The 26,033-nt window shown below is 46.6% G+C and carries 27 protein-coding genes; 3 read left to right on the forward strand and 24 right to left on the reverse strand.

Translation table 11 applies throughout. From position 1 onward, the window contains the following. Nucleotides 1-3 precede the first annotated feature (3 nt). From ccpA to LOZ80_RS14535, 6 genes are all read right to left on the reverse strand, one after another. Nucleotides 4-1,011, reverse strand: a complete 1,008-nt coding sequence (ccpA, locus tag LOZ80_RS14510; RefSeq protein ID WP_238172065.1) for a catabolite control protein A — start codon at nt 1,009-1,011, stop codon at nt 4-6. Nucleotides 1,012-1,191: 180 nt separating this feature from the next. Further along, nucleotides 1,192-1,599: a hypothetical protein gene (locus LOZ80_RS14515; protein ID WP_189005934.1), complete on the reverse strand. Its 408-nt coding sequence runs from the start codon at nt 1,597-1,599 to the stop codon at nt 1,192-1,194. A gap of 124 nt (nt 1,600-1,723) precedes the next feature. Next, nucleotides 1,724-2,266 carry a type 1 glutamine amidotransferase domain-containing protein gene (locus tag LOZ80_RS14520; protein ID WP_238172066.1) on the reverse strand — a complete coding sequence of 181 codons (543 nt, stop codon included), beginning with the start codon at nt 2,264-2,266 and terminating at the stop codon, nt 1,724-1,726. A gap of 1 nt (nt 2,267) precedes the next feature. Beyond that, nucleotides 2,268-4,007: a phosphoenolpyruvate--protein phosphotransferase gene (gene ptsP, locus LOZ80_RS14525; protein WP_238172067.1), complete on the reverse strand. Its 1,740-nt coding sequence runs from the start codon at nt 4,005-4,007 to the stop codon at nt 2,268-2,270. Then, on the reverse strand, nt 4,004-5,893 hold the full coding sequence (locus tag LOZ80_RS14530) for a glucose PTS transporter subunit IIA (protein ID WP_238172068.1): 1,890 nt from the start codon (nt 5,891-5,893) through the stop codon (nt 4,004-4,006). Before LOZ80_RS14530 ends, ptsP begins: the two co-directional genes overlap by 4 nt. Before the next feature lie 158 nt (nt 5,894-6,051). Continuing rightward, nucleotides 6,052-6,786, reverse strand: a complete 735-nt coding sequence (locus LOZ80_RS14535; protein WP_238172069.1) for a hypothetical protein — start codon at nt 6,784-6,786, stop codon at nt 6,052-6,054. 207 nt (nt 6,787-6,993) lie between these two features. Between LOZ80_RS14535 and LOZ80_RS14540 the strand changes: the two genes are divergently transcribed. Further along, nucleotides 6,994-7,560 (forward strand): FAD-dependent oxidoreductase, encoded by a 567-nt coding sequence (locus LOZ80_RS14540; protein WP_238172070.1) that lies wholly within the window; start codon nt 6,994-6,996, stop codon nt 7,558-7,560. 378 nt (nt 7,561-7,938) lie between these two features. Here LOZ80_RS14540 and LOZ80_RS14545 read toward each other — a convergent pair whose 3' ends face one another. Genes LOZ80_RS14545 through crcB (LOZ80_RS14565) form a run of 5 tightly spaced genes read right to left on the reverse strand, consistent with a single transcriptional unit; the run spans nt 7,939 to nt 11,314 of the window. Beyond that, the gene (locus tag LOZ80_RS14545; RefSeq protein ID WP_238172071.1) at nt 7,939-8,364 is read right to left on the reverse strand and encodes a CoA-binding protein; all 426 of its coding nucleotides are present in this window, start codon (nt 8,362-8,364) and stop codon (nt 7,939-7,941) included. An 11-nt stretch (nt 8,365-8,375) separates the two neighbouring features. Beyond that, nucleotides 8,376-9,194 (reverse strand): C39 family peptidase, encoded by an 819-nt coding sequence (locus LOZ80_RS14550; RefSeq protein ID WP_238172072.1) that lies wholly within the window; start codon nt 9,192-9,194, stop codon nt 8,376-8,378. A 34-nt stretch (nt 9,195-9,228) separates the two neighbouring features. Beyond that, nucleotides 9,229-10,524 (reverse strand): 3-phosphoshikimate 1-carboxyvinyltransferase, encoded by a 1,296-nt coding sequence (gene aroA, locus LOZ80_RS14555; RefSeq protein ID WP_238172073.1) that lies wholly within the window; start codon nt 10,522-10,524, stop codon nt 9,229-9,231. Between the two features lie 26 nt (nt 10,525-10,550). Further along, nucleotides 10,551-10,904, reverse strand: coding sequence for a fluoride efflux transporter CrcB (gene crcB, locus LOZ80_RS14560; protein WP_238172987.1), 354 nt, complete (start codon nt 10,902-10,904; stop codon nt 10,551-10,553). 5 nt (nt 10,905-10,909) lie between these two features. Continuing rightward, nucleotides 10,910-11,314: a fluoride efflux transporter CrcB gene (gene crcB, locus LOZ80_RS14565; RefSeq protein ID WP_238172074.1), complete on the reverse strand. Its 405-nt coding sequence runs from the start codon at nt 11,312-11,314 to the stop codon at nt 10,910-10,912. A gap of 80 nt (nt 11,315-11,394) precedes the next feature. Between crcB (LOZ80_RS14565) and LOZ80_RS14570 the strand changes: the two genes are divergently transcribed. Next, entirely contained in the window at nt 11,395-11,685 is a 291-nt protein-coding gene (locus LOZ80_RS14570) for a rhodanese-like domain-containing protein (RefSeq protein WP_238172075.1), read from the forward strand. A 23-nt stretch (nt 11,686-11,708) separates the two neighbouring features. Here the strand turns inward: LOZ80_RS14570 and LOZ80_RS14575 are convergent, their stop codons facing one another. Next, on the reverse strand, nt 11,709-12,215 hold the full coding sequence (locus tag LOZ80_RS14575) for a shikimate kinase (RefSeq protein ID WP_238172076.1): 507 nt from the start codon (nt 12,213-12,215) through the stop codon (nt 11,709-11,711). Nucleotides 12,216-12,385: 170 nt separating this feature from the next. Between LOZ80_RS14575 and LOZ80_RS14580 the strand changes: the two genes are divergently transcribed. After that, complete coding sequence (locus LOZ80_RS14580) at nt 12,386-12,685, forward strand: hypothetical protein (protein WP_189005963.1); 300 nt, start codon at nt 12,386-12,388, stop codon at nt 12,683-12,685. Nucleotides 12,686-12,697: 12 nt separating this feature from the next. On the opposite strand, the gene gndA is transcribed toward LOZ80_RS14580, so the two are convergent. The 12 genes from gndA to LOZ80_RS14640 all read right to left on the reverse strand — a co-directional run bounded on the left by gndA (nt 12,698) and on the right by LOZ80_RS14640 (nt 26,023). Continuing rightward, nucleotides 12,698-14,110 (reverse strand): NADP-dependent phosphogluconate dehydrogenase, encoded by a 1,413-nt coding sequence (gndA, locus tag LOZ80_RS14585; protein WP_238172077.1) that lies wholly within the window; start codon nt 14,108-14,110, stop codon nt 12,698-12,700. Nucleotides 14,111-14,145: 35 nt separating this feature from the next. Continuing rightward, nucleotides 14,146-14,913, reverse strand: a complete 768-nt coding sequence (locus LOZ80_RS14590; protein WP_238172078.1) for an SDR family oxidoreductase — start codon at nt 14,911-14,913, stop codon at nt 14,146-14,148. Nucleotides 14,914-14,973: 60 nt separating this feature from the next. Continuing rightward, complete coding sequence (gene gntK, locus LOZ80_RS14595; RefSeq protein WP_443147030.1) at nt 14,974-16,581, reverse strand: gluconokinase; 1,608 nt, start codon at nt 16,579-16,581, stop codon at nt 14,974-14,976. Beyond that, nucleotides 16,578-17,849: a nickel pincer cofactor-dependent isomerase, group 22 gene (locus LOZ80_RS14600; protein ID WP_238172079.1), complete on the reverse strand. Its 1,272-nt coding sequence runs from the start codon at nt 17,847-17,849 to the stop codon at nt 16,578-16,580. Before LOZ80_RS14600 ends, gntK begins: the two co-directional genes overlap by 4 nt. 18 nt (nt 17,850-17,867) lie before the next feature. Continuing rightward, nucleotides 17,868-18,872 carry a LacI family DNA-binding transcriptional regulator gene (locus tag LOZ80_RS14605; RefSeq protein ID WP_238172080.1) on the reverse strand — a complete coding sequence of 335 codons (1,005 nt, stop codon included), beginning with the start codon at nt 18,870-18,872 and terminating at the stop codon, nt 17,868-17,870. 103 nt (nt 18,873-18,975) lie between these two features. After that, the gene (locus LOZ80_RS14610) at nt 18,976-20,277 is read right to left on the reverse strand and encodes a 6-phospho-beta-glucosidase (protein WP_238172081.1); all 1,302 of its coding nucleotides are present in this window, start codon (nt 20,275-20,277) and stop codon (nt 18,976-18,978) included. A 23-nt stretch (nt 20,278-20,300) separates the two neighbouring features. Beyond that, complete coding sequence (locus LOZ80_RS14615) at nt 20,301-21,281, reverse strand: N-acetylglucosamine kinase (protein ID WP_238172082.1); 981 nt, start codon at nt 21,279-21,281, stop codon at nt 20,301-20,303. Between the two features lie 28 nt (nt 21,282-21,309). Continuing rightward, complete coding sequence (locus tag LOZ80_RS14620; RefSeq protein WP_238172083.1) at nt 21,310-22,311, reverse strand: LacI family DNA-binding transcriptional regulator; 1,002 nt, start codon at nt 22,309-22,311, stop codon at nt 21,310-21,312. A gap of 159 nt (nt 22,312-22,470) precedes the next feature. Next, the gene (locus tag LOZ80_RS14625) at nt 22,471-23,067 is read right to left on the reverse strand and encodes a hypothetical protein (RefSeq protein WP_189005990.1); all 597 of its coding nucleotides are present in this window, start codon (nt 23,065-23,067) and stop codon (nt 22,471-22,473) included. Between the two features lie 217 nt (nt 23,068-23,284). Next, entirely contained in the window at nt 23,285-23,521 is a 237-nt protein-coding gene (locus tag LOZ80_RS14630; RefSeq protein WP_238172084.1) for a DUF6953 family protein, read from the reverse strand. A gap of 173 nt (nt 23,522-23,694) precedes the next feature. Further along, nucleotides 23,695-24,849: an ABC transporter permease gene (locus LOZ80_RS14635; protein ID WP_238172085.1), complete on the reverse strand. Its 1,155-nt coding sequence runs from the start codon at nt 24,847-24,849 to the stop codon at nt 23,695-23,697. Further along, complete coding sequence (locus tag LOZ80_RS14640) at nt 24,842-26,023, reverse strand: ABC transporter permease (RefSeq protein ID WP_238172086.1); 1,182 nt, start codon at nt 26,021-26,023, stop codon at nt 24,842-24,844. The genes LOZ80_RS14635 and LOZ80_RS14640 overlap by 8 nt, the downstream gene beginning before the upstream one ends. Nucleotides 26,024-26,033 lie beyond the last annotated feature (10 nt).

A 26,033-nucleotide genomic window follows, 5' to 3' on the forward strand; every position in this document is an offset into this window, starting at 1 on the left:
AGATTAAGATGGTTCTGTAACCGAATTCCGGTAGATCACTTCATGAGGCAAAATAACCTGCATGTTGTCTGTCGACTCTTTGTTCATCAACTTCGTGAGCAAACGCATCGACACCGCTCCAATATCATACATCGGTTGAGCGACAGTCGTTAATGTCGGTCTAACCATAGACGCCATACGAATGTTGTCAACACTGATAACTGCGATATCTTGCGGGACTCTTAGCCCGTTGTCTTGAATCGTATGAATGGCACCAATCGCCATTTCATCTGTAGCGGAGAAGATAGCAGTCGGTCTAGGTGAAAGTCCCAAGAAATACTCTACTGCATCCACACTGGATTCATAACGGTAGTTCCCAATACGAACGTACTCATCGCGAAGCTCAATCCCAGCTTCATCCAAAGCTCTCTTGTACCCTTGATAACGGGCAAATCCATTAGCGGGATCTTGCAAAGTACCAGAGATCATTGCGATATCACGGTGACCCGCAGCAATTAGAACATTCACAGCATCGAAAGCCGCTTTCTCATGATCGATGTCGACGGAGGCCATCGCTTGGTTCTCATCCTTCGTCCCGCAAAGGACTACAGGAACTGAGGAAGTGCGGAATGCTTGCGCATGATCCTCGGTGACTACACCACCCATGAACAGCAGGCCATCGACTTGCTTCTCGAGCAGCGTGTTAATAACGCGGATCTCTTTTTCTTTTTTCTTATCGGCATTACACAAAATGATATTGTAATGATACATATTCGCAATATCTTCAATTCCACGCGCTACTTCAGCAAAGATCGAGTTGGAAATATCGGGAATAACAACGCCAACCGTTGTCGTCTTCTTGCTGGCCAATCCTCTTGCCACCGCATTAGGGCGGTAACCGAGACGTTCAATGGCTTCAAAAACCTTCTTGCGTGTTTGGGGCTTCACGTTCGGATTGTTATTAACAACCCTAGAAACGGTTGCCATGGAAACTCCAGCTTCTCTAGCTACATCATAAATGGTTACGGTCACGGTTACTCTCTCCATTTTCAAAAGTATTCTGCGATCCTAGTATATTAAAGTTATGATACGACAAATTAATCCATCTTGCAATGTAAATTGAAAATGCTTTGAAAATAATTTCAATTTGTTTTCAAAACGATGACATATTATGTATAAAAGCCAACCCCCAATGGGATTGGCCGGTGCTGCTTATGTCGAAATTGCACTCTGTGTGATTTGAGACAACCGCTTGCGAATTTCTTCGGTCCATGGTTCGTCACCCAGTGATTGGGCCAGCAATAAAATGTCCAACAGCTCGTTAATGCGTTCTTCCACTATTTTTTCCATGGAGTCATTCATATGCTCTTTCTCTGTCACTTTCAGCAATAGAAACGCGACTTCCGAAATTTCATGGAAAAAAAGCTGCTGTTTCTCAGGCTTGCTCCCCAGCTTCCCAATCAAACTTGTAAGCTCTGGTTTGACATGAGGAACAACCTCGCTTCGACCACATGCTTCACAGGAATAAATCGGTACATTCTCAATGTCGACTTTATTTTGATAAATAACCGTACGCAGACGAAGGTTCATCGTGCGTCCGCACTTGCAATACTTTTGCATTCTAACACTCCTTCACTGGCAGGCGGCATGTACATGAGTTGCTTGTACTATGATATTCTACTATATCGGTCGATTTCCTTCCGACTTATGAGTAGTAGTTTTTGCCACCTCTGGAAGTGAAATGTTACTTTGCCTGTCCCTTGTTATATTGGATAAGCTCATCCACAAAACGCTTGGAAAATGCAGGAAGATCTGGCGGTCTGCGCCCTGAAATAATGTTCCGATCGACGACAACCTCTTCATCCAGCCACGTTGCACCTGCATTTTCGAGATCGTCTCGAATGCCTGGCGTTGAAGTCATCGTATACCCGTTCACAATTTTGGCTGAGATCAACACCCAACCGGCATGGCAGATTTGAGCAATAGGTTTCACATCGGCATGAAACTCTTGTGTAAGACGAATCACGTCTGCATAGCGACGCAGCTTGTCTGGCGCCCATCCGCCTGGCACATATAGACCAATGTAATCCGAAGATTTGACTTCGTCGAAGGCATAATCCGTCGTAATCGGCACACCATATTTGCCATGATAAACCGTTTTGGCCTTAGGCCCCACAATGTCAACGGCAACCCCGGATTCACGCAAGCGCAGCACAGGATACCACATTTCTAAGTCTTCAAACTCTTCATCAACAAAAGCCAGCACTTTCGTTCCCGTTAACGCCATGCTAATTACCTCCTACGATCGATTCAGTTTGTTCGGTTTGAGCAAGCAACTCTATAATTTCATCGCTTGTTTTGCATACTAGAATTTGATTAACCAATTGTTTGCACTTCTTGGCATCGCTGCTTAGAAGGCGGTGTTTGACTTGCAGAAGCGTTTGGACAGAGATGCTCAACTCCTCAATCCCTAACCCCAGCCATATCGGCAAGGCGCGGATATCCCCCGCCATTTCGCCGCACACGCCTACAGGAATACCTACACTTTTGGCGGCATCAATGACGTGTTTGAGAAGCCTGATGACTGCTGGATGATACGGATTGTATAAATGCGCAATGTTCTCATTCATTCGATCAACCGCCAAGACATATTGAACAAGATCATTCGTACCAATACTCATGAAATTCACTTCACTGGCCAGGACATCGGCGATCAGCGCCGCGGCCGGCACCTCAATCGTTAATCCCACTTCAATATTCGCATTGAAAGGAATGCCTTGCGCGCTTAATTCTGATTTGGCTTTCTCCAGAATTGCTTTGGCTTCACGGACCTCATCCAAGGAGGTAACCATGGGGTACATGATTTTCACATTCCCGTAATGGCTCGCCCGCAGAATTGCTTTGAGCTGGATCACGAATAACTCCTTGCGATCCAATGAAATTCGAATAGCACGATACCCTAGAAAAGGATTATCCTCTTTGGGCAGCGGCATATAATCGAGCTTCTTATCCCCGCCAATATCAAGCGTACGAATGACGATGGGGCGGCCTTTGAGCTGCTTGGCCGCATGACGATACACTTCGAACTGTTCCTCCTCGCCAGGCAGGGAGTCGCGATCCATGTATAAGTATTCCGTCCGAAACAGACCTACACCGGATGCTCCATTGCGCAAAACCTGATCAATCTCCATAACCGAATTAATATTGGCGTGCAAATTCACATAGCTGTTGTCCATGGTTACAGGCGCCACATCGGCGATTTCCTGCAAGCTCTCCTTGAACTCCAGCCAATTCCTTTTGCGAGCTTGATAACGCTCAATTGTCGTCTTGTCCGGATTAATATAAAGTGTACCTTCTTGACCATCGATGATCAAGAAATCGCCATTTTGAATGGGTCTCAGCAGCTTTCCTTCCAACCCAAGCACATAAGGGACGGACATCGCTCTTGCCATAATAGAAACATGCGAATGCGTGCCACCGAGAATCGTTAGCAGTCCCAGTACTTTCGTTGGATCCAGATGCGCTAGTTGCGATGGTGTAAGTTCTTTGGCCACTAATATGTAAGGATGATCAATCGGAGGCACGGTTGTGCTTGTATCCCCTAGCAAATGCTTGAGCAGCCTGTTGCCGACATCCTTGATATCCAGCGCCCGTTCTTTCATGTATTCATCATCAATCATATTAAACATACTGACAAACTTGTCGATGACTTCCTTGACAGCAACTTCAGCCGCCTTGTACTGCAATTCTATAATGCCTTGAATCTCATTCATAAAGATAGGATCTTCCAGGATCGCTAAATGAGCATCAAATATATACGCTTGATCCTGTCCGACGACTTCTTTGATCTCCTGCTTGATCAGCTCAAGCTCATCTTTGGACGAGCGAATCCCATCATATAACCGCTCAAATTCGTAAGCCAAATCGGTAACATCGATCATTTTCTCAGGAAAATCCCACTCCCAGGTAGGAATGACAAAAGCCTGACCCATCGCAATCCCTGATGACGCGCCTATTCCTCTGATCATCCGTTCGTCCCCCCCGTAGATTTAGTAGGCTTTAAGACAACGGACATGACAGAACCTTGGCCTTTTTTGACAGTTTTGAACGGAGCAAAGCTCCAGGACTTCACCAGATCCGGATTCGTGACAATCATCGGTGTCGCCAAGGATGAGGCAAATTTCTTCACCTTATTATAATTAAACTTAATCAAGAGCTGTCCTGCCTCTACCTTGTCCCCTTCTTTCACAACGGCATTGAAGCATTTGCCTGGCAAACTGGATGTATCAATCCCGATATGCAGTAAGACTTCAAGGCCTTCCTCCGTCAAAATACCGAGCGCATGCATAGTCGGATAGATGTGCATTATGGTGCCAGCCACAGGAGAAACCAACTCTCCTTTTTCAGGAATGAAAGCAACACCATTACCGACCAAGCGCGAGGCAAAAATGCGGTCAGGCACTTCCTCGATGGGGATCATGCGACCTTGCATAGGGGAAGTGAACAGCACAACATGGATGTCTTTGCGCAATACTTTCATGATTTCTTCACGAATCAACTCTGAGAATGTTCCGAACACGACCTGAACATTGCCTCCTCCAAGTCGAATGACGCCTGCTGCTCCTAAGTGTCGTAATGCCGTGATGTCCATCAAACGATCATTGACAAGTGTAAGTCGCAATCTGGTAATGCAGGCCTCAATCTTCTTAATATTGTCTTTCCCGCCGAGTGCTTGCAAAATAAGGGGGGATCGATAAGGAATATCACCCGCCCATTCTTCTAATGAAGAACCTTCTTCCCTGCCTGGTGTAGGAATTTGAAACCGCCGGATCGCCCATCGAAACAAGAAATAATAGAGTAACCCATAGACTAAGCCAATCGGTATCAAAAGCAAGCCATTGTGTGATAAATGCAAATTAATGATGTAGTCAATGGCACCCGCGGAATAAGAAAAACCATGCTGAATATGCAGTTCATAAGCTAACCACATCGCCGCACCTGATAAAATAGCATGAATCACAAATAAATAAGGTGCGACAAAAAGAAAGGCAAATTCAATGGGCTCCGTCACACCCGTCAAAAAAGAAGCAAGTGCGGCTGTCAGAAAAGTGGCTTTAATCTTAGGTTTGAGATCCTCCCGCGCTTCGCCAATTATGGCAAACGCGATGGCAGGAAGCGCAAACATCATGATTGGATATAAGCCCGCCATATACGTACCAGCCGTTGGGTCTCCCGCAAAATAACGCGGCAAATCACCATAGGCCATATGACCGGTCGGGGTCTCGTAGGCACCAACCTGAAACCAGAAGAAATTGTTCAGAATATGATGCAAGCCTGAGGGAACCAGCAGGCGATGAGCAATCCCATAAACAAAAGCGCCAAAGCCGCCAAATCCAAGCAACCAGCTGGATAGCTTCCCCATAGCCAATTCCAAGTAAGGACCTATAGCGATCATGATATAGGAAACCACTAACGTAGAAAGTCCCATAATGAGAGGCACCATGCGGGGTCCGCCAAAAAATTGTATGTACTCCGGGAGCTTAATTTCCTTGCAGCGATGATAAATAATGGCAGCTAGTAACCCAATTAGTATTCCGCCTGACACACCCAATTGAAATTGCGAGCCTAGCGCATGCTCGATAAGCCTCGTGAACATGAAATAGCCAAGCATGGCTGAAAGTCCAGCAATCCCTGCGCTTTCCGTCAGGCCAAGCGCCACACCAACAGCGAATATAATCGGTATATAATCAAAGACTGTATTCCCAGCTAGCAGCAGCATATCCCCGAAGCCGGATGCATGAATGACATCCCAAGGCAAATCCCCTAGGCGAAGCAGCACAGCAGCAATAGGAAGCGCAATGGTGGGCAGCATTAAAGAGCGGCCAAGCTGTTGTAAGTTCCCCATCCAGTTCAAACGTATGCTACCTCCTAAACGTTTTGCTTTAGCAAAACTGACATCGTAAACCAAAGCTTCTCATATCAAATCGTAAAGCTTGTTCGCTTGTTTGTCAAAACAAAATAAGCAGGTCGAAGATCGACCTGCTTATGGACAACTACGAATCGCAAGTGCGATTAGTAAGAGGAATTATATCCGTATTGCTGCCCAATTCCTGAATTGTTAAATGTTGGAGAGAAAGATTGAATCCCTTGTTGTTGCTGGTAGCTTTGCTGAGGCGCTGCTTGTTGAGCACCATACCCAGATTGGAAGGACTGTTGCGATGGCGTCGACGAATCGCTTCTCAGGTAAGCATCATGACCTGGTTGATTGCCGCGATAGTTCGCCGTATGGTAAGCATTCGGAGAAACACTTGCTTGCCCATATGTTTGGTTGGATTGCATCGAATTGCCATATTGCGTTGGCGCGTAAGAATGTTGTGTCGCAGCATATCCGTATTGTTGAGTCGGCTGTGAATTATAAGAGCTATTCATACCGCTTGTGGAAGCATAGCCGCCAACTTGGTAACTCGTTTGTTGTTGTTGAGAAGGTGTTGAGGAGTCACTGCGCAAATAAGCATCATGACCTGGTTGATTCCCACGATAATTAGCTGTGTGGAAAGCATCCGGCGATGGTGCTTGGCTGTAAGATTGCGTTGATTGCTGGATTGGGTTTTGCTGGCTGTAGAAAGATTGCACAAAACCTGAAGGTTGGAACTGTTTTTGATAACCTTGATACTGCGTATTGTTGCCTTGATATTGCGAAGTCGAGGCTTGATACCCCTGTGTGCCTTGGGAACCTTGAATGCCTTGAGAAGCATTCCCATAAGATGAAGCACCGTAACTGTTAAAGTTATTGTTATTGTTATACATGTGTAAAATCCTCCTCAGAAATCATTATTTGGGCGCCTCTTTTTGGAGCCTTTTTTATTCTCTCCGGTTGTTGATTTTTTATTAATGGAAGCCTATGGGATATTGTCGTCCATGGATTACATACTTTCTATACACATAAATTGACTATGTATCTGGGGTGTGACATAATCCAATTGTACGTATTCTTTTCGAGGAGGAATGACCCCAATGGCATATGATGTAATTATTATTGGCGCAGGTCCCGCGGGGGCTAGTGCAGCCTTATTCACATCCAAAGCAGGCAAAAAAACACTTGTTATTGACAATGATCAGAGCGTTACCAAACGAGCATGGATTGAAAATCATTACGGTGTTGAAGAGATCACAGGACCCAATTTGGTGGAAATCGGTAAGAAGCAAGCCACGAAATTCGGAACAGAATTCGTACAAGGCAAAGCTACAACCCTAACCTCAACGGATGCAGGGTATCAAATAACGACCGATAATGGTACATACGAAGGTACACATATTATTCTGGCAACAGGGCTTTCCACCGAGCTTGCTGAAGCAGCAGGTATCCAAACGAAACCTGGCACAGAACCACGTATCAAAACGGTTATTGATGCTGATGCCCAAGGTCAAAGCAGCCTCAAAGGCGTCTGGGCAGCAGGAACGATTGCTGGTGTGAGCATGCATACGATCATTACTGCTGGTGACGGCGCTAAAGTTGCTATTAATGTGATAAGTGAGCTCAATGGTGCCCGCTATGTAGATCATGATGTACTAAAATCCTAATCTTTATTACTAAAAAGCCGTTTTGCCTCTTGAGAATTCAACCTCTTATTAGAGGAAACCCCAGTAAGGGGAACTCAAGTACGCTATCTAGACAAATAACAGCGATGCGAGGGGCATAGCGGAACTACAGGGTCTTAGATCCGCGAAAAGCGCTGAATTTCCAATCAAACAGCAAAATAGCGGACTGCAGTTCCCTCACCCCCGCGATAATGCCACTTTTTGCTAGATTAGCGGACCGTAGTTCCCTTATCTTCGCGCGAGGCAGCCGGAGTAACCACGTTCAATCCAAAACATATAAACTGTTATATAAAAAACCGCTTCTCTCTTACCCGATTGGGTAAAAGAAAAGCGGTTTTCATTTTGCCATAACAGCGCACATTAGTTATTTCTGGGATTCAAAATAGCATCTTCCACTTTAATGCAGCGGTCCATGATGACTTCAAGCCCACCTTCAGAAGCAATACGAGCTGCCTCTTCATTCACGATCTCCAGTTGAAGCCAAAAAACCTTGGCTTTGATCTTCACCGCTTCTTCCGCGACAGGTACAACTTGATCGGCACGGCGGAAGACATTGACGATGTCGACAGGCTCGGGAATGTCGGATAAAGTGGCATAGCACTTCTCGCCCAGAATTTCTGTGGCATTCGGATTCACAGGAATAATCCGGTATCCTCTGCTCTGCATAGCCGCGGAAACCATATACGACGTGCGATCCGCTTTATCAGACAAACCAACGACCGCGATATTGCCGGCGCTTGCCAATATTTCTTTGATATGCTCTCTGGACGGATTTTCGAAAGACATATGCTTCCCTCCTATTTTTTCAAATATGTCAAACCTTGTTTCCCCATAGCGGTCCAGCTCTCAATAAACTGGGCTTTATTAACCTGCACCTGTTTTTTGCCGCTTAGCGGATCATTTAAGTATACATTATTCTCATCATACCCCACCAATAATACAGCATGTTCGGCATATGTTGTTTTGAGCGGACCTGTTGGCGTCTCCCAGGTTACCCATTTGTATGGAATGTTGAAATCAATGGTCGTCCAAGCAATAACCGGTATATCCCTGGCAATCTGCTGCTCGTACATGTCAAAAGATTCACCTGTAATATCGATAGCTTGCGGCATATAGTGCTTCAGCAAGGGAAAAAGTCCCGAGTGATAGATGCCAAAACCTCTCGTCTTCCGGGTCACATCTCCGACAAATCCTGTGTTCGGATTGCCCCATGAGGCAATTGAACCATCTGCGTTCAAGGTCGCCGGCGTCTCGTCTTTGGGCATCTCGGCCGCGAGGTCCATTTTATTTTTGGCAATGCCTGCGTAATTCAGCAGCATCGTCAAGCTTGTAATCTCACAACCCGCCGGAAGTTCAGGGAGTTGAGCAAACACTGGCGCATCAATCATTGCGGATTTCTTGATCTCGGCAACTGGTGTCGGCGCAGCCGTTTGGGCGGCTTTGACTGCTGCTGTTGGTGTGGCGATTATTGCGGTGGGACTGGAAGCAAAAATAGCCGGCTCCTTGCCCGTCGCTTTGGCATATAGCAAAACAGCGAACACACTGCTGGCAAACACGAGCCCCCCAACGAGGAAAAAGCCAAACGTCACCTTCAATCCCTGCCAAATAATCTTCATGCTGATCTCACCCGTTCGTTGTATTGAGAATCTCTTACTCACTCACAAGTTCAACCTGAGCACCAATCGAACGCAAATGGTCAAAATATTGCGGGTAAGATTTGGCTACATGATGGGCATCATGAATAATCAAACCTTGCTCGGAACGAAGACCAACGACAGTTAAAGCCATAATCACACGATGATCGAAATGGGCATTAATTTCGACACCGCCTGGTACGCCTTGTGGTTTGCCGTGCACAATAATCTCGCTTTGGCGTTCTTCCACATCAGCACCGGCTTTACGCAGTTCGTTCAAATAATCGGTAATTCGGTCGCACTCTTTATATCTTAAATTTTCGACGTTATAGAACCGGGAAGTCCCTTCCGCGAACACTGCTGCGGCTACCATAGCCAGCACCGCATCCGTGAAGTGATCACCGTCAAATTCCCCTGCAATCAGCTTCTGATTGCCGCGAACATGCACAACACCTTCTTCATGCGTTAAGTTCACGCCCATCGCGCGCAAGACGTCCACACAAGCTTTCTCACCTTGTTTGCTGTTCTCCTCAAGACGAAGTACACGGACATCTGAATTCGTCACAGCAGCAGCGGCCAAAATGGCAGCAGACCCAGGGTAATCCCCTTGAATGACATATTCCTTAGCTTGATAGGACTGTCTGCCCGGTATGCGGTAATGCATTAGGTCTTCACTTGCATGAACGACAATACCCGCCTGCGCTAAAACTTCCAGCGTTTGGCCAACAATGATTTTGGACTTCAAGTCATGCAAGACTTCAATCTCGCTGTCTTCTTCAAGCAACGGTGTCATGAATAAAAGAGAACTTAGGAATTGGGAGCTGACATTGCCAGAAACGGTTAATTTGCCGCCGCGTGGTTGTCCCCCTTTAATAGTTATCGGCAGACGACCGTTAGAATGTTGCACTTCCACACCCATTTGCTGCAAAGTATCAATTAAATCATCATGTGGACGTTTACCCAGCGATTCCGGGTACGTATTAACGAAGGTCAAATCCGGACAAAAAGCAGCTGTAGACATCAAAAACCGCAGAACAGCGCCGGCATTTCCCACATTTAACTCAGAAACATGCTTAGGATGTTTGCCGAAGCCTGTGATAACGATTTTCTCATCATCTTCTTCAATAATGGCACCTAAATCACGGACACAACGTCTCATTGCATCACTATCTTCACTATGAGCCGGATAATAAATGGTGCTTGTCCCATCTGCGAGTGCTCCGATTAACAAATAACGGGTCGTGTAGTTTTTCGAGGATAATGCATTGATTTCCCCTTGAAGCTGGGAAGTTGGTTTGACGATGGCTTTCATGTCGTTGATAACTCCTTCGTAAGTGTTTATATGTAATATCCGATGAAGGTAAGTAGAATTCCACCGGTATAACTGAGCAAGGTATACAGCATCAAAACCTTCCATTGACCTGCTAGCAGCAATTTCATACATTCTAGATTCATCGTTGAAAATGTCGTGAAAGCGCCCATAAAACCTGTGCCGATCAAAAGTTTCCAATTGTCATAAGCATGGTATTTCATGAGGATTCCAATCAGAAAACTGCCCAAAAGATTTATTGTCAGTGTACCATACGGAATAGAACTTGGGAACCTTCTGCTCAGGTAACTCCCTAGTTGAAAACGGCATATCGCACCGAAAAATCCACCAAAACTCACCAAACACATCGCCCATATCCACATAAATGTCAAGAGAGATTCCCCCCTTGAATGGACTTAGCTAGGCGAATACCCAGCCATGTTATGAGAAGTCCTCCCCATAAACTCCCAAGGACATAGAGTAAAGCTAAGATCATATGACCCTGCCTTAGCATATTAACTGTTTCATAGCTAAAAGTAGAGAATGTAGTAAATGAGCCTATAAAGCCAGTTGTTATGGCCATTTGCAGTTTGGCTGGTATCCGCAGCTTATCTGTAAACACAAGAAACCCAAGCAGTAAACAGCCCGCTAAATTGCAAAAAAAAGTTCCCCATGGAAAAACGACCTCCGTGCTTGGATTCCAGATCGTTGAGAACCCGAAGCGCGCAAGCGCGCCCAATATGCCTGCTAAACCAATATAGAGCATAGTGCTGTAACTGCGTTTGCTATCCATGCGTTTGACATCTCCGCTTATTATTTCTATCATTACTTGTTAGGGGATTCCCCTATATACGAAAGCTTGGAGGTTCTAATATGGATACCATTTTACCATCTGAAATCAAAGAAAGACTTCGCAGCGGTGACAAGCTTACAATCATTGACGTACGCGAAGATGAAGAAGTAGCTGCTGGCATGATTCCAAGCGCCATACATATTCCGCTAGGTCAACTGCCTGAACGGCTCGCAGAAATCCCTAAAACTGAGGAAGTCATTCTTGTCTGCCGCAGCGGAGCACGCAGTGGACGCGCACTTGGCTTTCTGGAATCACAAGGCTACCAAGGCCTCAAAAATATGACAGGCGGCATGCTGGAATGGGAGGACTAAGCTTAATCGCTTGTCCCCTTTTTTCATTTCACGACTTGCGCCAGAATAAACTCTACGATCTCATTCGTTGACAGCTCAGTTGTATCAATCACTGTGTGCGCGAAATCATAGGATGACTTCCGTTGTTCCAACAACGTGTTCACGCGCTCTTCCACATTGCCTTGCAGCAAAGGCCGGTTCGTATCGCTGCTCACTCGCGCAATGATCGTCTCAGCAGAAGCTGTCAGCGCCACTACAAGGCCGTTTTGCAGCATGCAGGTCCTATTGCTTTCTGCCAACACCGCTCCCCCGCCTGTCGCCACTACCTGCCTCTCACCTTCCAGAATATGCGCAAGCGTCTTACTCTCCAATGTACGGAAATAAGCTTCGCCATGCTGTTGAAATAAATCTGCAATACGCGACTGCTGCTCCTCTTCCAGAACGGCATCAGAATCACGGAACTCCCAGTTCAGACGCTCCGCCAACAGGCTCCCAACCGTAGATTTACCAGTCCCCATAAAACCTACAAGTACAATATTTCTTGCTGTCACATGAATCCCCTTTTCTCATATGCTGATCATACAAACTTTCCCAACATCATACCATAGCCGACATACCATGAATACAATCCATCAAAAAATCATATAGTAGAGTGAATAAATTCCAGATCAACCGTTAAGATTTTAAGAGAGACCTTATGTTGACAAGGAGAGATGAAGCTTTGAACCCAATTGTTGCCTACACCAACCGCACGCAAGGCAAACTGGAGCAAATCTTACACCCGAGTTACATCCTTTGCAAAGATGATGTTGTCTGGATTTTGGAGTTTATTAAGAAAAAAGTGGCTGAAGAAGACCCGCGTATGCAAGGCCTTGCTCAACCACGATTATTACAAAATTTCCGTTATTTTGCCGAAGTCTCGTTAATGCTCATTCACCGGCGGAACGGCTTTGATCAAGAGGCCGATCGCTTGAAAATGTGGCTGCGCGAGGCAGCATACGGCTTACAGGACGAAGCTTAATCCCTGTTTCTCTTAGTTTTCCATCCAGTTGAAGTGGAAGGAACCTTCTTTGTCCACACGTTGAAACGTATGAGCTCCGAAGTAATCGCGCTGTGCTTGCAGCAAGTTAGCAGGAAGTCTTTCAGTCCGGTAGCTGTCATAGTAAGCAAGTGCGGATGCGAAAGATGGAACTGCGATACCGCGAGTTACCGCTTCTGCGATAACTTGTCTCCATGATTGTTGATAGTTGTCAACAACACCATTGAAGTAGTTGTCCAGCAGCAAGTTTTTCAATTCTGGATCGCGATCATACGCATCCTTAATATTTTGAAGGAATCTCGCACGAATGATACATCCGCCGCGGAAGATCATCGCAATGCTACCATATTTCAGATTCCAGTTATATTCCTCGGAAGCAGCTCTCATTTGGGCAAAGCCTTGTGCATAAGAGCAAATTTTACTTGCGTAAAGCGCTTGGCGAACAGCCTCAATAAACGCTTTGCGATCGCCTGTGAAAGCTGGAGCAGCAGGTCCTTTAAGTACTTTGCTTGCTGCGACGCGCTCTTCTTTCATCGCGGAGATGAAACGGGAGAACACGGATTCCGTGATGATGGAAAGCGGTACGCCTAGGTCCAGAGCACTTTGGCTGGTCCATTTTCCTGTTCCCTTTTGACCTGCGGAATCCAGAATCACGTCAACCATTGGTTTACCTGTTTCAGCATCATATTTGGTGAAAATATCACGCGTAATTTCGATCAAGTAGCTGTCAAGCTCACCGTTATTCCACTCCGTGAAAATCTCATGAAGCTCTTCTACGCTGACATTCAGCACATCTTTGAGCAATTGGTAAGCTTCGCAAATCAACTGCATGTCGCCATACTCAATCCCGTTATGCACCATTTTGACGTAGTGTCCGGCACCGTCAGGTCCGATATACGTGCAGCAAGCGTCGTCGCCAACTTTAGCGGAAATTGCCGTCAGAATCGGCTCTACCAATTTGTAGGCATCTTCTTGCCCGCCTGGCATAATCGACGGGCCTTTCAATGCGCCCTCTTCACCGCCGGAAACGCCTGTTCCAACGAAACGAATGCCATGTGCTTCCAAATCTTTGTTACGACGTTGTGTATCCGGGAAGAATGCGTTGCCTCCGTCAATGAGGATATCGCCTTTGTCCAGATGCGGCAGCAATTGGTTGATCGTGTCATCCGTAGGACCGCCAGCTTTGACCATGATCAAAATTTTGCGCGGAACTTCAAGGGATTGCACGAATTCTTCCACAGTGTATGTACCTACTAATTGTTTACCTTGGGCTTCTTCCAGAAGCTCTTTTGTTTTTTCGGCAGAACGATTAAATACGGATACAGTGAATCCTCTGCTCTCAATGTTCAAAGCCAAGTTTTTACCCATTACCGCTAGACCGACTACACCAATTTGTTGTTTAGACACGTCTCTCATACACCCTTCCGAAAAAAATATAAGTTTTAAATCGTCATCGCGCCAAAACCGCCATCCACTCTTAAGACAGACCCTGTGACAAAACTAGAAGCTTGTTCAGATGCAAGGAACACAGCAGCCCCTTGGAGCTCAGACGCTTCCCCGAATCGATTCATAGGCGTATGGCGCATGATGGATTCAATCCGTTCCGGAGACAAAATCTTGCGATTCTGTTCCGCCGGGAAAAACCCAGGAATAATCGCGTTCACACGCACACGACTTGGAGCGAATTCGCGAGCAAGGTTCTGTGTGATATTATTGACAGCTGCTTTGGAAGCGGAATAAGTGAACACGCGAGAAAGCGGAGGATCTGACGACACGGATGAAATATTAATAATGCTTCCGCCTTCGTTCCGATCAACCATGTATTTCCCAAACACTTGGCAGGCTAACACGACGCTTTTCAAATTAACCTCCATAATAGAATCCCATTCTTCCATGGAAATGTCAAAGAAAGGCGTAGCACTATTTTTGCCGGGACAATTCATCAGAATGTCTGCAGAGCCTGACCAGGCCAAAACTTCTTTGAGAACCAGTTCCAAATCCTCGCGTTTCGTCGCATCCGCTTGGAACGTATTCGCTTCCCCGCCAATCGCTTCAATACTTTGACGAACTTGATCGCTTTTCTCTTGATTGCGCCCCACGATGGCAACTTTCGCGCCATGACCGGCTAAAGCAAGGGCCATCGAGCCACCTAATGTACTGTTACCGCCAATAACTACTGCTGTTTTCCCTGTAAGATCGAATAAATTCATCGTCTTCATCCCCTCTGCATGTTTGCTTGGCTAATCCCGTAGAAAGCAGCCTAAGCTTATTTATGTTTGAGGACTCCGTAGGTGCTGCCCTTGAAAGGCGGTAATCGCATCGAATTGATCTTTTAACTGATGATATACGCTTGTATAAATAGATGTCAATTGTTGATAAATGCGATAATCGCTTTCATTCACCTCGTGAGCCATTCCTACCTGTATCCATTGATGGGCATAAGAGAGATCATCAATCTCTCCCATCGCGAGCAAACCGAGCAAAGCTGCCCCGATTCCGGAACTTTCAATAGAGTCCGGAACTGTAACGGACGTACCGAGCATATCCGTCATCATTTGACGCCAGAAGGTTGATCTCGCAAAACCGCCTGATGCCCGAATCACAGCAGCCGGCCCCATCATGCGTTCCAGCGATGTTGCTACTGCTTGGATCGAGAACATAACACCTTCGAGCGCTGCGCGAATCATATGCTTCTTCTGATGGCTAAGCGAAAGACCGAAGTACACACCTCGCGCGTTTGCGTTCCAGTAAGGGGCACGTTCTCCCGAAAGCAGAGGCAGGAAAAGCAGACCGTCCGACCCTGCGCCTACTTGTGACGCAAGCTCCGTCAAATAGTCATAAGGATCGATGCCTTGACGTCGCGCTTCCTCGGCTTCGGCCGTCGCGATCTGATCTCTCACCCACCGGAAAACAATGCCGCCGTTGTTGATCGGTCCACCCACGACCCAGAAGTTTTCGGTGAGCGCATAGCAGAACAGCTTGCCTTCGGGGTCGGTTTGCGGTTTATTGACCACGCTGCGCACCGCGCCGCTGGTGCCGATCGTGACGGCGATAACGCCCGGCTCAAAAGCGCCGACGCCAAGATTGGCGAGCACTCCATCAGATGCGCCGATTACGAAAGGTGTGTTAACGTCCAAGCCCATGGCCGCAGCGTAGGCTCCTGAGAGCCCTTCAACACGGTATGTCGTAGGCACAAGCTCGGAGAGCTGCTCCTCCTTCACGCCGGCGTGATTAAGCGCATCTTCGTCCCAGACAAGATTCTCCAAGTTGAATAACCCTGTAGCACTAGCTAACGAATGGTCAATCAGATAGCGGCCAAATAGCTTCGCGAAGACATACTCCTTAATTCCGATAAATTTGTAGGCATCTCTCATCAATTCCGGCTCGTTGTCCCTGAACCACATCAACTTGAGAAGCGGAGACATCGGATGAATCGGTGTGCCCGTCCGCGAGTAAATCTGCTGACCAAGACCGCTGCGCTTCAATTTCTCGGCATAGCTGGCACTTCGGTTGTCAGCCCAAGTGATACAGGCTGTTAGCGGCTTCGTATTCTCATCCACAGCGATCAAACTATGCATAGCGGAACTGAAGGAGACACAGAGCACTTGATCAGGTGTAACGCTAAGTTTGCGAACGACAGCCCCTATCCCCTCTACAACAGCTTCAAAAATCTGATCGGGATCCTGTTCAGCGCGATCCGCTGTTGGCGTGAAAAGCGGGTACTCAATGGAATGTGAAGCCAAAACTTGACCTTCACGAGAAATAATCAGTGTCTTCGTGCTTGTTGTGCCAATGTCAGCCGCGATGATGTAAGGCCTGCTGGCACCTGTTTCAACAGATGTCCCACGCCCAGAAGGGGTCGTTGATTGGTCGGTCATTTGCTAATATTCCCCTCTGCATCAAATGAAAGTTCATAAGGCTCAGTTAAAATTTCAATATCCGGATGCTGGCGTGCCGCATCTAATAGATTAATTGAGATTTCAATCTCGCCGAGATGAAGCGTGTCTTGAATTCGAACCAATTTGCAGGTCGTATAATCTAGGATGTTACACGTTTTCACTGCTGCCTTGATCGCATACAAATCATTTTCCAAAGTTGTCGCTATTTTCGTTGGGGCACAGACGGTTGAAGTTAAGCCATTGGCATAAGTAAACTCCAAATTCGTTTTGTCCACCAGTCTTTGCGTTGTAAAATCGGCCGTTCCGACCCCATTCGCGTTCCCTTTGGTCTCATGGGTCAAGTCCAGCACGACCATCTTGGCAACATCGGGCCCTCCGTGCGCATAAGGTGTCGGGTAACGTCCTGTTACGTTCGGATCCATGCCGTCGCCGCTAATATTTTTACCGATGTAGTCAATGACAAGAACATCGATTTCGTCAAACAAAATCTTAGGCAGACGCGATTTCGCTTCGATGAGAAGCAGTTCTTCACGCGCTTCAATCTCAGCTGCCGGCAGCACTTCAACCTGACAGGTCTCATCATACGCATTCTCGACAAGTGCAACACCGAACACAATCGGCAGCTTCTGGATCATCAAATTCGCCATAGCCGGCACGTTCTCGGCCATATATTTGAAGCCCAGCTGGTGACACGCTTCCGCACCTTTTTGCTTGCCAAGACCGATCGCGATCATTTTCATAATGCCGCTCTCAATCCGTCCGCGGAACGCTGTATGCGGCTTCACGCGGTTAATCACGACGATCGCATCCGCTTCAGAAGCGATACGATCCACATAGACAGGCAAGCCATTAGGCAGCTGGTCGATCTGTACAACTTCCATCGAAGAGCGGATCGGAGCGCCCATCGTCGCTTCCGTTATGCCAAAATGCTGTAAAACCTCTGTTTGACCATCTGCTGTGGCTCCCCCGTGGCTGCCCATGCAAGGAACGATGAAAGGGAACGCTCCTCTGTCTTTAATCGCATCAATCGTTGTCTTGGTAAAGCCGGCAATATTGGCGATACCTCGGCTGCCGACCGCAACCGCAACCTGCTGCCCAGGATGAATGCTGTTCATGACCCCGCTGCTTGCCAGCTTGTTCACAAGTTCGAGCTCGGGATGTTCCAGAATCGTGCGATCAAACTTCTGCCGAATCTTCACCATTTGCGGAATCGGAATGTCCTTTAATAATTCTCTTAGAATGCTCACGGGTGATCCCTTCTTTCTTTATGATGACAGTGAACGTACGGATTCCCTTACGATCAATTCTGTTTTCAAGAGCAGCTGCTCCGTCTCGTGCTGTTTATTCTCTATATTCCCAAGAAGGCGAATCGCGCCTTCTGTACTAATTTGTTCGATGGGTCTGCGAACCGTTGTCAGCGCCGGCGTGACATACGCGGCAAACACCGTATCGTCAAAGCCAACAACGGATATATCGCCTGGTACCTGCATCCCTGCTTCGGAGATCGCTTTCATAGCGCCTAGTGCCATTTCATCGTTACAGCAAAACACGGCTGTCGGTCTTTCCTTCAGCAGCAAAAATTGCTGCATCGCTTTGTGACCGCTCTCCAAATCGTATAATCCCGGAATTCGGTAAGCTTCCGGCACACGAATCTGATAATGCGTCATCGCTCTCTCGAAGCCATCCTTCCGATTCTGAGCGGATTTAAAACCTTGTCGGCCTTCAATCAACGCAATGCGCGAATGTCCCTGTTCAATCAAGTAGCTGCCTGCCAGGAACGCCCCTTGTTCTTCGTCTGAGAGGACATTAAGAACTCCAGCTGTCGTCACTGGACGATTCAATACGACGAGTGGGATGCCCTTGCCTGCAATATGATCGATAATCGCCTGATCGTCATCACTCTGACTGACAACGATGATGCCATCGAAACTTTTCCGCGTAATCGAATGAAAGCTCGTATAATCATCAATCCCTTTGACAATGAGCTGGTAGCGATCCTGAATCACCGAGTTAACACCGCGGATAGCTTCATAGAAGAAGCCAGCGGAAGTCCCCTTGCTCAGAGTTGTAAAAAACAGCCCCAAGTTATATGACCGATCCAGCACAAGACTCTTGGCATTGTAATTAGGTGTGTAATCCAACTGCTCGGCGATGACCCGAATACGCTCTTTGGTTTCCTCTTGGATAAGCGGGCTGTTGTTCAGCGCTCTGGAAACCGTCGTATGAGAAACACCGGCTAGCTTGGCAATATCCTTAATGGTTACGCTCATACATTCACCTCTAACAGAAGCATATCATACTTATGCACACGTTAACAATAGTCTTTTTGCAACAAAAAAACTCCCCTTTCAGGGAGTTTCACTTTCCATTAATTTATGCAAAAAACGCAGGCAAATACGGTTTATTCTTTTCCAGCATTTCATCCATCAATTGCTTGGCGGCATTCACGGATGGCACCAACGGGTGATGCACAAGCGCCTGAAGGACCAAATCACGGCTGCCAGTAACTGCCGCTTCGATGGTAAGCCGCTCATACGTTTTGACAGCGTGCATAAGCCCCTTCACATGTTCAGGCACTTTGGTTAATCCGATAGGAATCGGGCCTTGCCCGGTTACCAAACAGTTCACTTCGATACAAGCATCCTTGGGAAGGAAATCGATGATGTTATCGTTCATAACGTTCAGTGTTTGGATATCTCGTCTGTCGTTATAGAGCGATACCATCAGATTTACAGCCGCTTCCGAATAGTAGGCGCCGCCGCGTTTCTCAAGCTGTTTAGGCTTCTCTTGCAAATCAGGATCCTGATAGAGTTCGAACAATTCGTCTTCCACTCGTTTCACAACCTCAGCGCGCGTACCGTTTTCCTTGAGTGAAGCCAGTTGTTCCTCCAACATGACATCGGTCATATAAAAATATTTTAAATAATATGATGGCAACGCTTCTAGTGAACGCAAGAAATCGGCATCCCATTCACTGGCTGGCACGTTTTTGCCGCTGTATTCTTCTCGGCGGTCAAGCAGTTCATGCAATTTGTCTTCGCCGTTAATTTCTGCGCGCGTGACCCAGTGCAGATGATTCAAGCCCACAAATTCCGTATAAATTTGCTCAGCCGTCGCCTCATATTTCTTCATCAACCATTTGTGCAAACCTATAGGCGCATTGCATAAACCAATACTTTTCACCTTGGAGTATTTGTGAATTGCTTCTGTCACCATACCCGCAGGGTTCGTAAAGTTAAGAAGCCAAGCGTTCGGGCTAAGCTCTTCGATATCCTTACAGATATCCAGCAAAACAGGGATCGTGCGCAAAGCCTTCATCATCCCGCCAGGGCCAGTCGTTTCCTGACCGATAATTCCGTGTTGATTGGGGATATGCTCATCCCATTTGCGAGCTTCAAGCAAACCTACACGCATCTGCGTGCTGATAAAGTCTGCATTGGCAATAGCTTCCCTGCGGTTCAGCGTTAAGTGGACTTCTATAGGCAGACCAGACTTAGCTATCATTCTTTTCGCTAAATTCCCAACGATTTCCAGCTTATGCTTACCTGCTTCCACGTCCACGAGCCAAAGCTCTTTTACGGGCAACTGATCGTAACTCAGAATGAATCCTTCAACAATCTCTGGTGTGTACGAAGAACCTCCGCCAATGATTGCTATTTTCAAAGCTTCTCTCATTGCACTCACATCCTTGTCTGATCTTATAGTGGGATTGCTTTATAATCGGATACCGTTCTAAGCTTGTCATAGACTTCCTGACTAAGAGGCTGTCCACCAGCTTCCATTGCCAACCACAGTGCGCCTATAACTGGCTCTACCTTCAATTTGACAATTGACGCATTCGGAGCAACTTGATGTACACTCTTTTCCAAATAATCCAGGATAAAAGGCCCCTCTCCTCTGGTTACAACACTTCCAGCCAGTACAATGTCAAAGCTTTCCCGTTCCATACCAAGTCGTCTAATAACAGCTGTCGCAGACTTACCCAGTTCTTCGCCTTGAACCCGGAGAATACGGAGGGCAACCTCATCGCCAAGCTTGGCCGCTTTGAACAGCAAGAGAACAGTAGAAAGCGGTACAGGCTTCTCATGATCCCAGAAGTCCCCAAACATCTCCTCCACTTTGCTATAGCCATATTCTTGCAGCAGGAGCTCAGTCAGCAGCGTCGGCTGCTCTCTGCCATCCCAGGCACGGATAACGGCTCTGAAGGCTTCAATCGCGAGCGTGCCTCCACCACCGAAGTCACCGAACTTGTAGGTGAATCCTCCACATTGGAAGAAGTCACCCTGCCTGTTCTTCCCAGCGCTGTTCGTCCCGCTTCCGCAAATCAGTACAACGCCATAAGGCTGCATCGTTCCTGCCCGCAAAGCAATCATCGTATCGCAGTCGATCTCATAATTGGGAAATCCGAGCTTATGGATCAGCGGTCTCAGCACTTCATAATCAATAGGACGATCCGCCCCAGCAAGACCAAAAAAAGCAAACGTAATGTCTTCCCGTGTTAATTGCGCTTGTGCCAAGGCCATATTTACTGAACTTGTAATGTTAGCCCGTGCAATATCCACACTGATCTGATGATTGCCATTCCCACTATGACCTTTCCCAATGATATTCCCATTCTCATCTGACACTAAGGTATAAGTCTTGCTTCCACCTGCATCTACGCCCAAATAATACTTCATAGCTTCAACTCCCTTATGACTTCATGCGTTAGCTTCCAGCTTCATGTCTGGCCGTAGTTTCTCGAATTACAATAACAGGGTCTAACTTCAGTGTCAGATGCTTCTCCGCCTGACCATCGATATGGCGCAGCAATTCCTCAACGGCAGCTTGACCCAGCTTATCGGCCGGCTGACGAACGGTTGTTAATTGGGGCCGGAACTCCGCAGCGAAGATTTGATCATCAAAACCTATGACCGACATATCCTGAGGAACCTGAAGACCTGCATGATTCAAGGCATTCATTAACCCGAAAGCGATATAATCATCAGCAGCAAAAACCGCACTTGGCCGCTGGCCGTCCTGAATCCATCTCTGGGCAATGTCATATCCGGATGAAATGGAAAATTGCCCCTGCTCGATCCAAAGCTTCGTCAAGCCCGCTTCCTGCATCGCATGTCGGTAACCGCGTTCCCTTTCGCTGCTGCTCAGAAACGGTTCCGAACCGCGAATATGAGCGATTTCCGTATGTCCGAGCTCAATCAAATGCTTCGTCGCTTCGTAACCGCCTTTGAAATTATCTACAATGACAGATGAGATATGCTCATCGATATGCTGATTATCCAGCAGCACAAAGGGCATCTTCTTTTTCTGCAATTCCTTCACATAGGCTTCTTCATTCGTCGGAGACAGCATCATCAAACCGTCAACGCGATCTTCTTGAAATAACGATTTTTCAAACGAAGAAAACACGTCGTTAGATATGGATAAGGCCAAAAAATACCCTTTGGCCGCGAGACGCTCATTCACTGATTTCACCACAGCATCGAAAAAGGAATCGTTCAATGTCGCAATGGCAAGCCCGATTACCCCGGTTTTCCCGCGGGCCAAACTTCGAGCCGCAGCATTGGGATGATAGTTCAGCTCTTGCATCGCCTGCAGCACGCGCTGTCGATTGCTCTCACGCACGGTCCCTGCTTGATTAATTACGCGTGAAACGGTGACTACTGAGAGTCCGCACTTCTTAGCAACATCAAAAATACTTACTTTCATCACATACATCTCCTGTGTCACGCAAAAGTTTAAGCGCTTTAACTTTCATAAATTAATTATAAACGAAAAATTTAGTATGCACAAGCCAATTGTAAACACAAAAGAGAGTCCGTATGGTTAGATACAGGCTCTCTCTTTATTTAAATCCACTATTCATTTTCACATCTCCAATAAGAGCATTTCTTGTCTTAGTTCCACTAACTTCGTCTTGCTCTCCACAACGGCTTTGACATCGCCTGAGGCCATCGCATCATGTAAAGTAGCGAGCTCGTAATCCAGCTCCATGCGAAGAATTGGAATTCGGTCATCGGTCCGCTTGGATCGCAGCGCTTGCATGACTTCTTCTACTGTCACGGCAGGCTCCTTCTGATACAGCACTTTATGCTCGATTCCGCTAATTTCTACCATGCGAATAATTTCACCGAACATAATATTCTCAATGAGAATTTGCCGATCCTTGAATCTTTTCACTACAGCATGACCGCGGGTGTCGCCAATCAGCTTCTCCATCATTTCAGCCAGCTTCTCATCCTTGAAGGAATAGTTGCCTACGATCTTATACTTTTCTCCAATCCGTTCGAATTTCAGCTTAATAAGCTTGCGTCCTGTGCGAATGGAAATGATGAACTGTACATCGCTTTCGTTCCAATACAGCGAATATCCTTCTTGAATGAGCGCTTTAATGAAGTTCCGGATTAGCCGGCGATCAAATCGTAACTCTAGGTTGCAATATTCCACTTCATGACTCTTACTCACGGCAATCCCCTCCATAAATGGTGCTTTTGGTGTTGTTTAAATATTCAGACAACTTGTGTTCTTAATCTTATCTTATTATGAATTCTATGTTTTAGCAACTTGGATTATTGACATTTTTTTAAGGAAATACGTACAAAAAAAACTGAAGCCCGTTCATCAGGGCTCCAGCCTAAATCGATATGGAAAAACAAGCAAATTCCCTTCGCATTTTATCGATTTAATGCCATCCCCAGAAAAAACCATCTCGTTCCCAAGCGGCTTTCCCGCCGTGCAATTTTTTGAATATTTTCTTCACTTCCTTGGAAATAGCTTGATTGCCGTTTTCATTCACATAAATAAAAGATTCCCCATATTGACGCAGGATATGATCAACAGCTGCTTTCTGGTGTAAAATGCCCGCGGATTTCAACTCCTCCAGCATCCACTCCGCAACTTCATTCGCCGTTACAGACATTCTTCTTCTCTCCCTTTTGTTCACCTGTCACCAAAGCCTATCGTTAGGCGGATCATGACATTTTCCTATTGTATCATATTTTCATGAAATCATCGTCTAGCGCTTTCGTTATCTAGATTTCCTTCAAATACAAAAGGGCTTCCCTGCATCAAGCAGGTAGCCCTTTGGGTTTGCTAGGCCGCCTCCGCGTCGCCAGGACGAAGAATCACCGATCCAATGCCGAGCAGAATCAAGGCAAACAAGGTTAACACGCCCATATGCATCCACATCTGGGACAAACTCTGGCCTGATGCCATGCGCTGTATAGCATCGATCACCCACTTTTGCGGAACGAAGTTAGCGAGCTTCTGCATCCAGTCGGGCATCAACGTAATCGGCCAGAAGCAGCCGCCAAGCATGCAAGTTGGAGTGATGATGATGGAGTTAATGATGCTTATGTTCTGAGCATTTTTAACCATTCCGGCTATAGCGCTTGCAATCCCCATACTGGCCAACAAGAAAAACTCGAGAATTGTGAATTGCGAAAAGAAAGGAAGTCCATAGTCATAATGCATGACATACCGCGTGACAATTAAAATAACGACAACCTGCAAAGTTCCGACCAAAAAACTGCCTAGGAAGTTGCCAAGCATAATTTCAACGGAACGAACCGGGGCTGTGAAGGTTCTCGCTAAAGTTCGCATTCTGCGATCCTCCATCACAACCGAGACGGTATTACTAATGACACCCATCATGAACATCAGCATAAAGCCAATGACAACATGCATATTCGGATTCACATACAAGCCCAAATCTGTCATCTGCGATGTAACTTGACGCTTCTCGCTTTGTGTCAGCGTCTTCTCAATCGCTTCAAGATGAGTTTCCTTCGAAAGATTCGGCATGTTGGTCAAAGCAGCGGTGCTTTGATACCTGGTCAACACACTGTCCAAAGTCATTTTGAGCGTTATCGAGGCTTCGCTAAGGTTTAGTTGATACATATCAACTTGAGGCGGTAATCCCTGCATCAGCGTCTCGCTGAAATTGTCAGGAATCACAAAAGCACCGCTCGCTTTTTGCTTAACTACTTCTTCCTTTAAAGCCGCCTCCGACGTTTGTTCCTGCAAACGGTAATCCGGGTAGGAAGACAACTCACGAAGCAGATGAGTTCCCAGCGTTCCCTTATCCAAATTCAAATAGACAATATCAACACGATGATCTGTTTGCTTTCCTAATACGCCAATAATTAGTGAAACCGCGGCAATCGGAATGAGCAAATACATCAGGAAGCCCTTTTTCTGGAATAACGTCCGACGCAGCATATTAAGCGCAATATATAAACTATTCATGATACCCCGCCTTTCGGTATACGATAAAGGACACAAGCAGCAAGCCCCCGCCAAAGCAGCCCAAAACCAAGAGATGATGCCCAATAACTCGCAAATCGCTGCCCAGCATAATTCGCAGCATGCTCTGCATTCCCCAATAATTAAGCGTATATGCCCCCAAACGTTGCAGTAAACCATCGGGTAATGGCGTGAATCCCCCGCTTAGGAATGACATAACCAAAATAATCATTTGAAAAGACGTACTGATCGCTTTCGATGTCTTGGTCAATAAGGTGACCAACACCGCTAGGCTCATGGAAGCTACTATGATCCCGAAGCATACCAGGAAAAGCATGGAGTACGAATGCCCCCAATCAACGCCATAGAAAACAATGGTCGCTGTTATTATGACAGCTGCTTGCGTAATGGAAATGAACGTATTTCCGACCACTTTTCCCAATAAAATTTTGTATTCCTGCATAGGCATCGCATTTAATCTAGCTAATGTGTGCTTCTCTTTCTCATTCTGTAAACTCAGGGCTGTCGACATGCCGGAGTAAAGTAAAAACATAACCAACATAGACGCCGCGTAGTATTGCATGGCTGTATACTGAGTATTAGAAGTTGTCAGCTTGCCTACTTGCACATGAGAGGAAGCCACAGCTTGGGAAGAAACTTGGGAAGCTTGGTCTTGCAACCTTACAGCCGCATCCGAACCTCCTGAGATCATTACCGCTTGCCTGTGATTCACTTGATCCAAAAAGGAGCGAAGAACCATCTGTGCGCTCAAATTTTGCCCATAATCATTTCCTAGTATCATTTCCCAACGGGCTTCTTTCCCAGCTAACACCTGGTTGCTGAAATCACTTGGAATAATGAGAGCAAATTCCGTGGTTCCCATTTTAAGCCTCTCGACCGCTTCTTCTCGTGTTGGAATAAGTGTAGGTTGTATCATTTGTTGTATCTCAGGTGCACTGAGAAAATTGGTGAACTCCTTGCTGATCGGGCCGATATCTGCCTGAACCAGATCTACTTTAACCATTTTTATCGCATGATCTTCCACTTTGAACGCACCGGAAAGCGCAGAGCCCAAGATGAAGATCAATAACAGCGGCATCAAAAACTGAATGACAAACACGTATCGCATACGCAATAATCGCAGTATTTCATACCTAGCAATCGTCCATATTTGCATCTTGACCTCC

The sequence above is a fragment of the Paenibacillus sp. HWE-109 genome, from assembly GCF_022163125.1.
GTDB lineage: Bacteria > Bacillota > Bacilli > Paenibacillales > NBRC-103111 > Paenibacillus_E.

Bases quoted from the DNA above. Each gene is read 5' to 3' on its own strand.
- LOZ80_RS14515 (WP_189005934.1), bottom strand. From the start codon at position 1,599: ATGCAAAAGTATTGCAAGTGCGGACGCACGATGAACCTTCGTCTGCGT.
- LOZ80_RS14520 (WP_238172066.1), bottom strand. From the start codon at position 2,266: ATGGCGTTAACGGGAACGAAAGTGCTGGCTTTTGTTGATGAAGAGTTT.
- ptsP (WP_238172067.1), bottom strand. From the start codon at position 4,007: ATGATCAGAGGAATAGGCGCGTCATCAGGGATTGCGATGGGTCAGGCT.
- LOZ80_RS14535 (WP_238172069.1), bottom strand. From the start codon at position 6,786: ATGTATAACAATAACAATAACTTTAACAGTTACGGTGCTTCATCTTAT.
- LOZ80_RS14540 (WP_238172070.1), top strand. From the start codon at position 6,994: ATGGCATATGATGTAATTATTATTGGCGCAGGTCCCGCGGGGGCTAGT.
- LOZ80_RS14545 (WP_238172071.1), bottom strand. From the start codon at position 8,364: ATGTCTTTCGAAAATCCGTCCAGAGAGCATATCAAAGAAATATTGGCA.
- LOZ80_RS14550 (WP_238172072.1), bottom strand. From the start codon at position 9,194: ATGAAGATTATTTGGCAGGGATTGAAGGTGACGTTTGGCTTTTTCCTC.
- aroA (WP_238172073.1), bottom strand. From the start codon at position 10,524: ATGAAAGCCATCGTCAAACCAACTTCCCAGCTTCAAGGGGAAATCAAT.
- crcB (WP_238172987.1), bottom strand. From the start codon at position 10,904: ATGTGGATATGGGCGATGTGTTTGGTGAGTTTTGGTGGATTTTTCGGT.
- crcB (WP_238172074.1), bottom strand. From the start codon at position 11,314: ATGGATAGCAAACGCAGTTACAGCACTATGCTCTATATTGGTTTAGCA.
- LOZ80_RS14570 (WP_238172075.1), top strand. From the start codon at position 11,395: ATGGATACCATTTTACCATCTGAAATCAAAGAAAGACTTCGCAGCGGT.
- LOZ80_RS14590 (WP_238172078.1), bottom strand. From the start codon at position 14,913: ATGAATTTATTCGATCTTACAGGGAAAACAGCAGTAGTTATTGGCGGT.
- gntK (WP_443147030.1), bottom strand. From the start codon at position 16,581: ATGACCGACCAATCAACGACCCCTTCTGGGCGTGGGACATCTGTTGAA.
- LOZ80_RS14605 (WP_238172080.1), bottom strand. From the start codon at position 18,872: ATGAGCGTAACCATTAAGGATATTGCCAAGCTAGCCGGTGTTTCTCAT.
- LOZ80_RS14610 (WP_238172081.1), bottom strand. From the start codon at position 20,277: ATGAGAGAAGCTTTGAAAATAGCAATCATTGGCGGAGGTTCTTCGTAC.
- LOZ80_RS14615 (WP_238172082.1), bottom strand. From the start codon at position 21,281: ATGAAGTATTATTTGGGCGTAGATGCAGGTGGAAGCAAGACTTATACC.
- LOZ80_RS14620 (WP_238172083.1), bottom strand. From the start codon at position 22,311: ATGAAAGTAAGTATTTTTGATGTTGCTAAGAAGTGCGGACTCTCAGTA.
- LOZ80_RS14630 (WP_238172084.1), bottom strand. From the start codon at position 23,521: ATGTCTGTAACGGCGAATGAAGTTGCGGAGTGGATGCTGGAGGAGTTG.
- LOZ80_RS14635 (WP_238172085.1), bottom strand. From the start codon at position 24,849: ATGAATAGTTTATATATTGCGCTTAATATGCTGCGTCGGACGTTATTC.
- LOZ80_RS14640 (WP_238172086.1), bottom strand. From the start codon at position 26,023: ATGCAAATATGGACGATTGCTAGGTATGAAATACTGCGATTATTGCGT.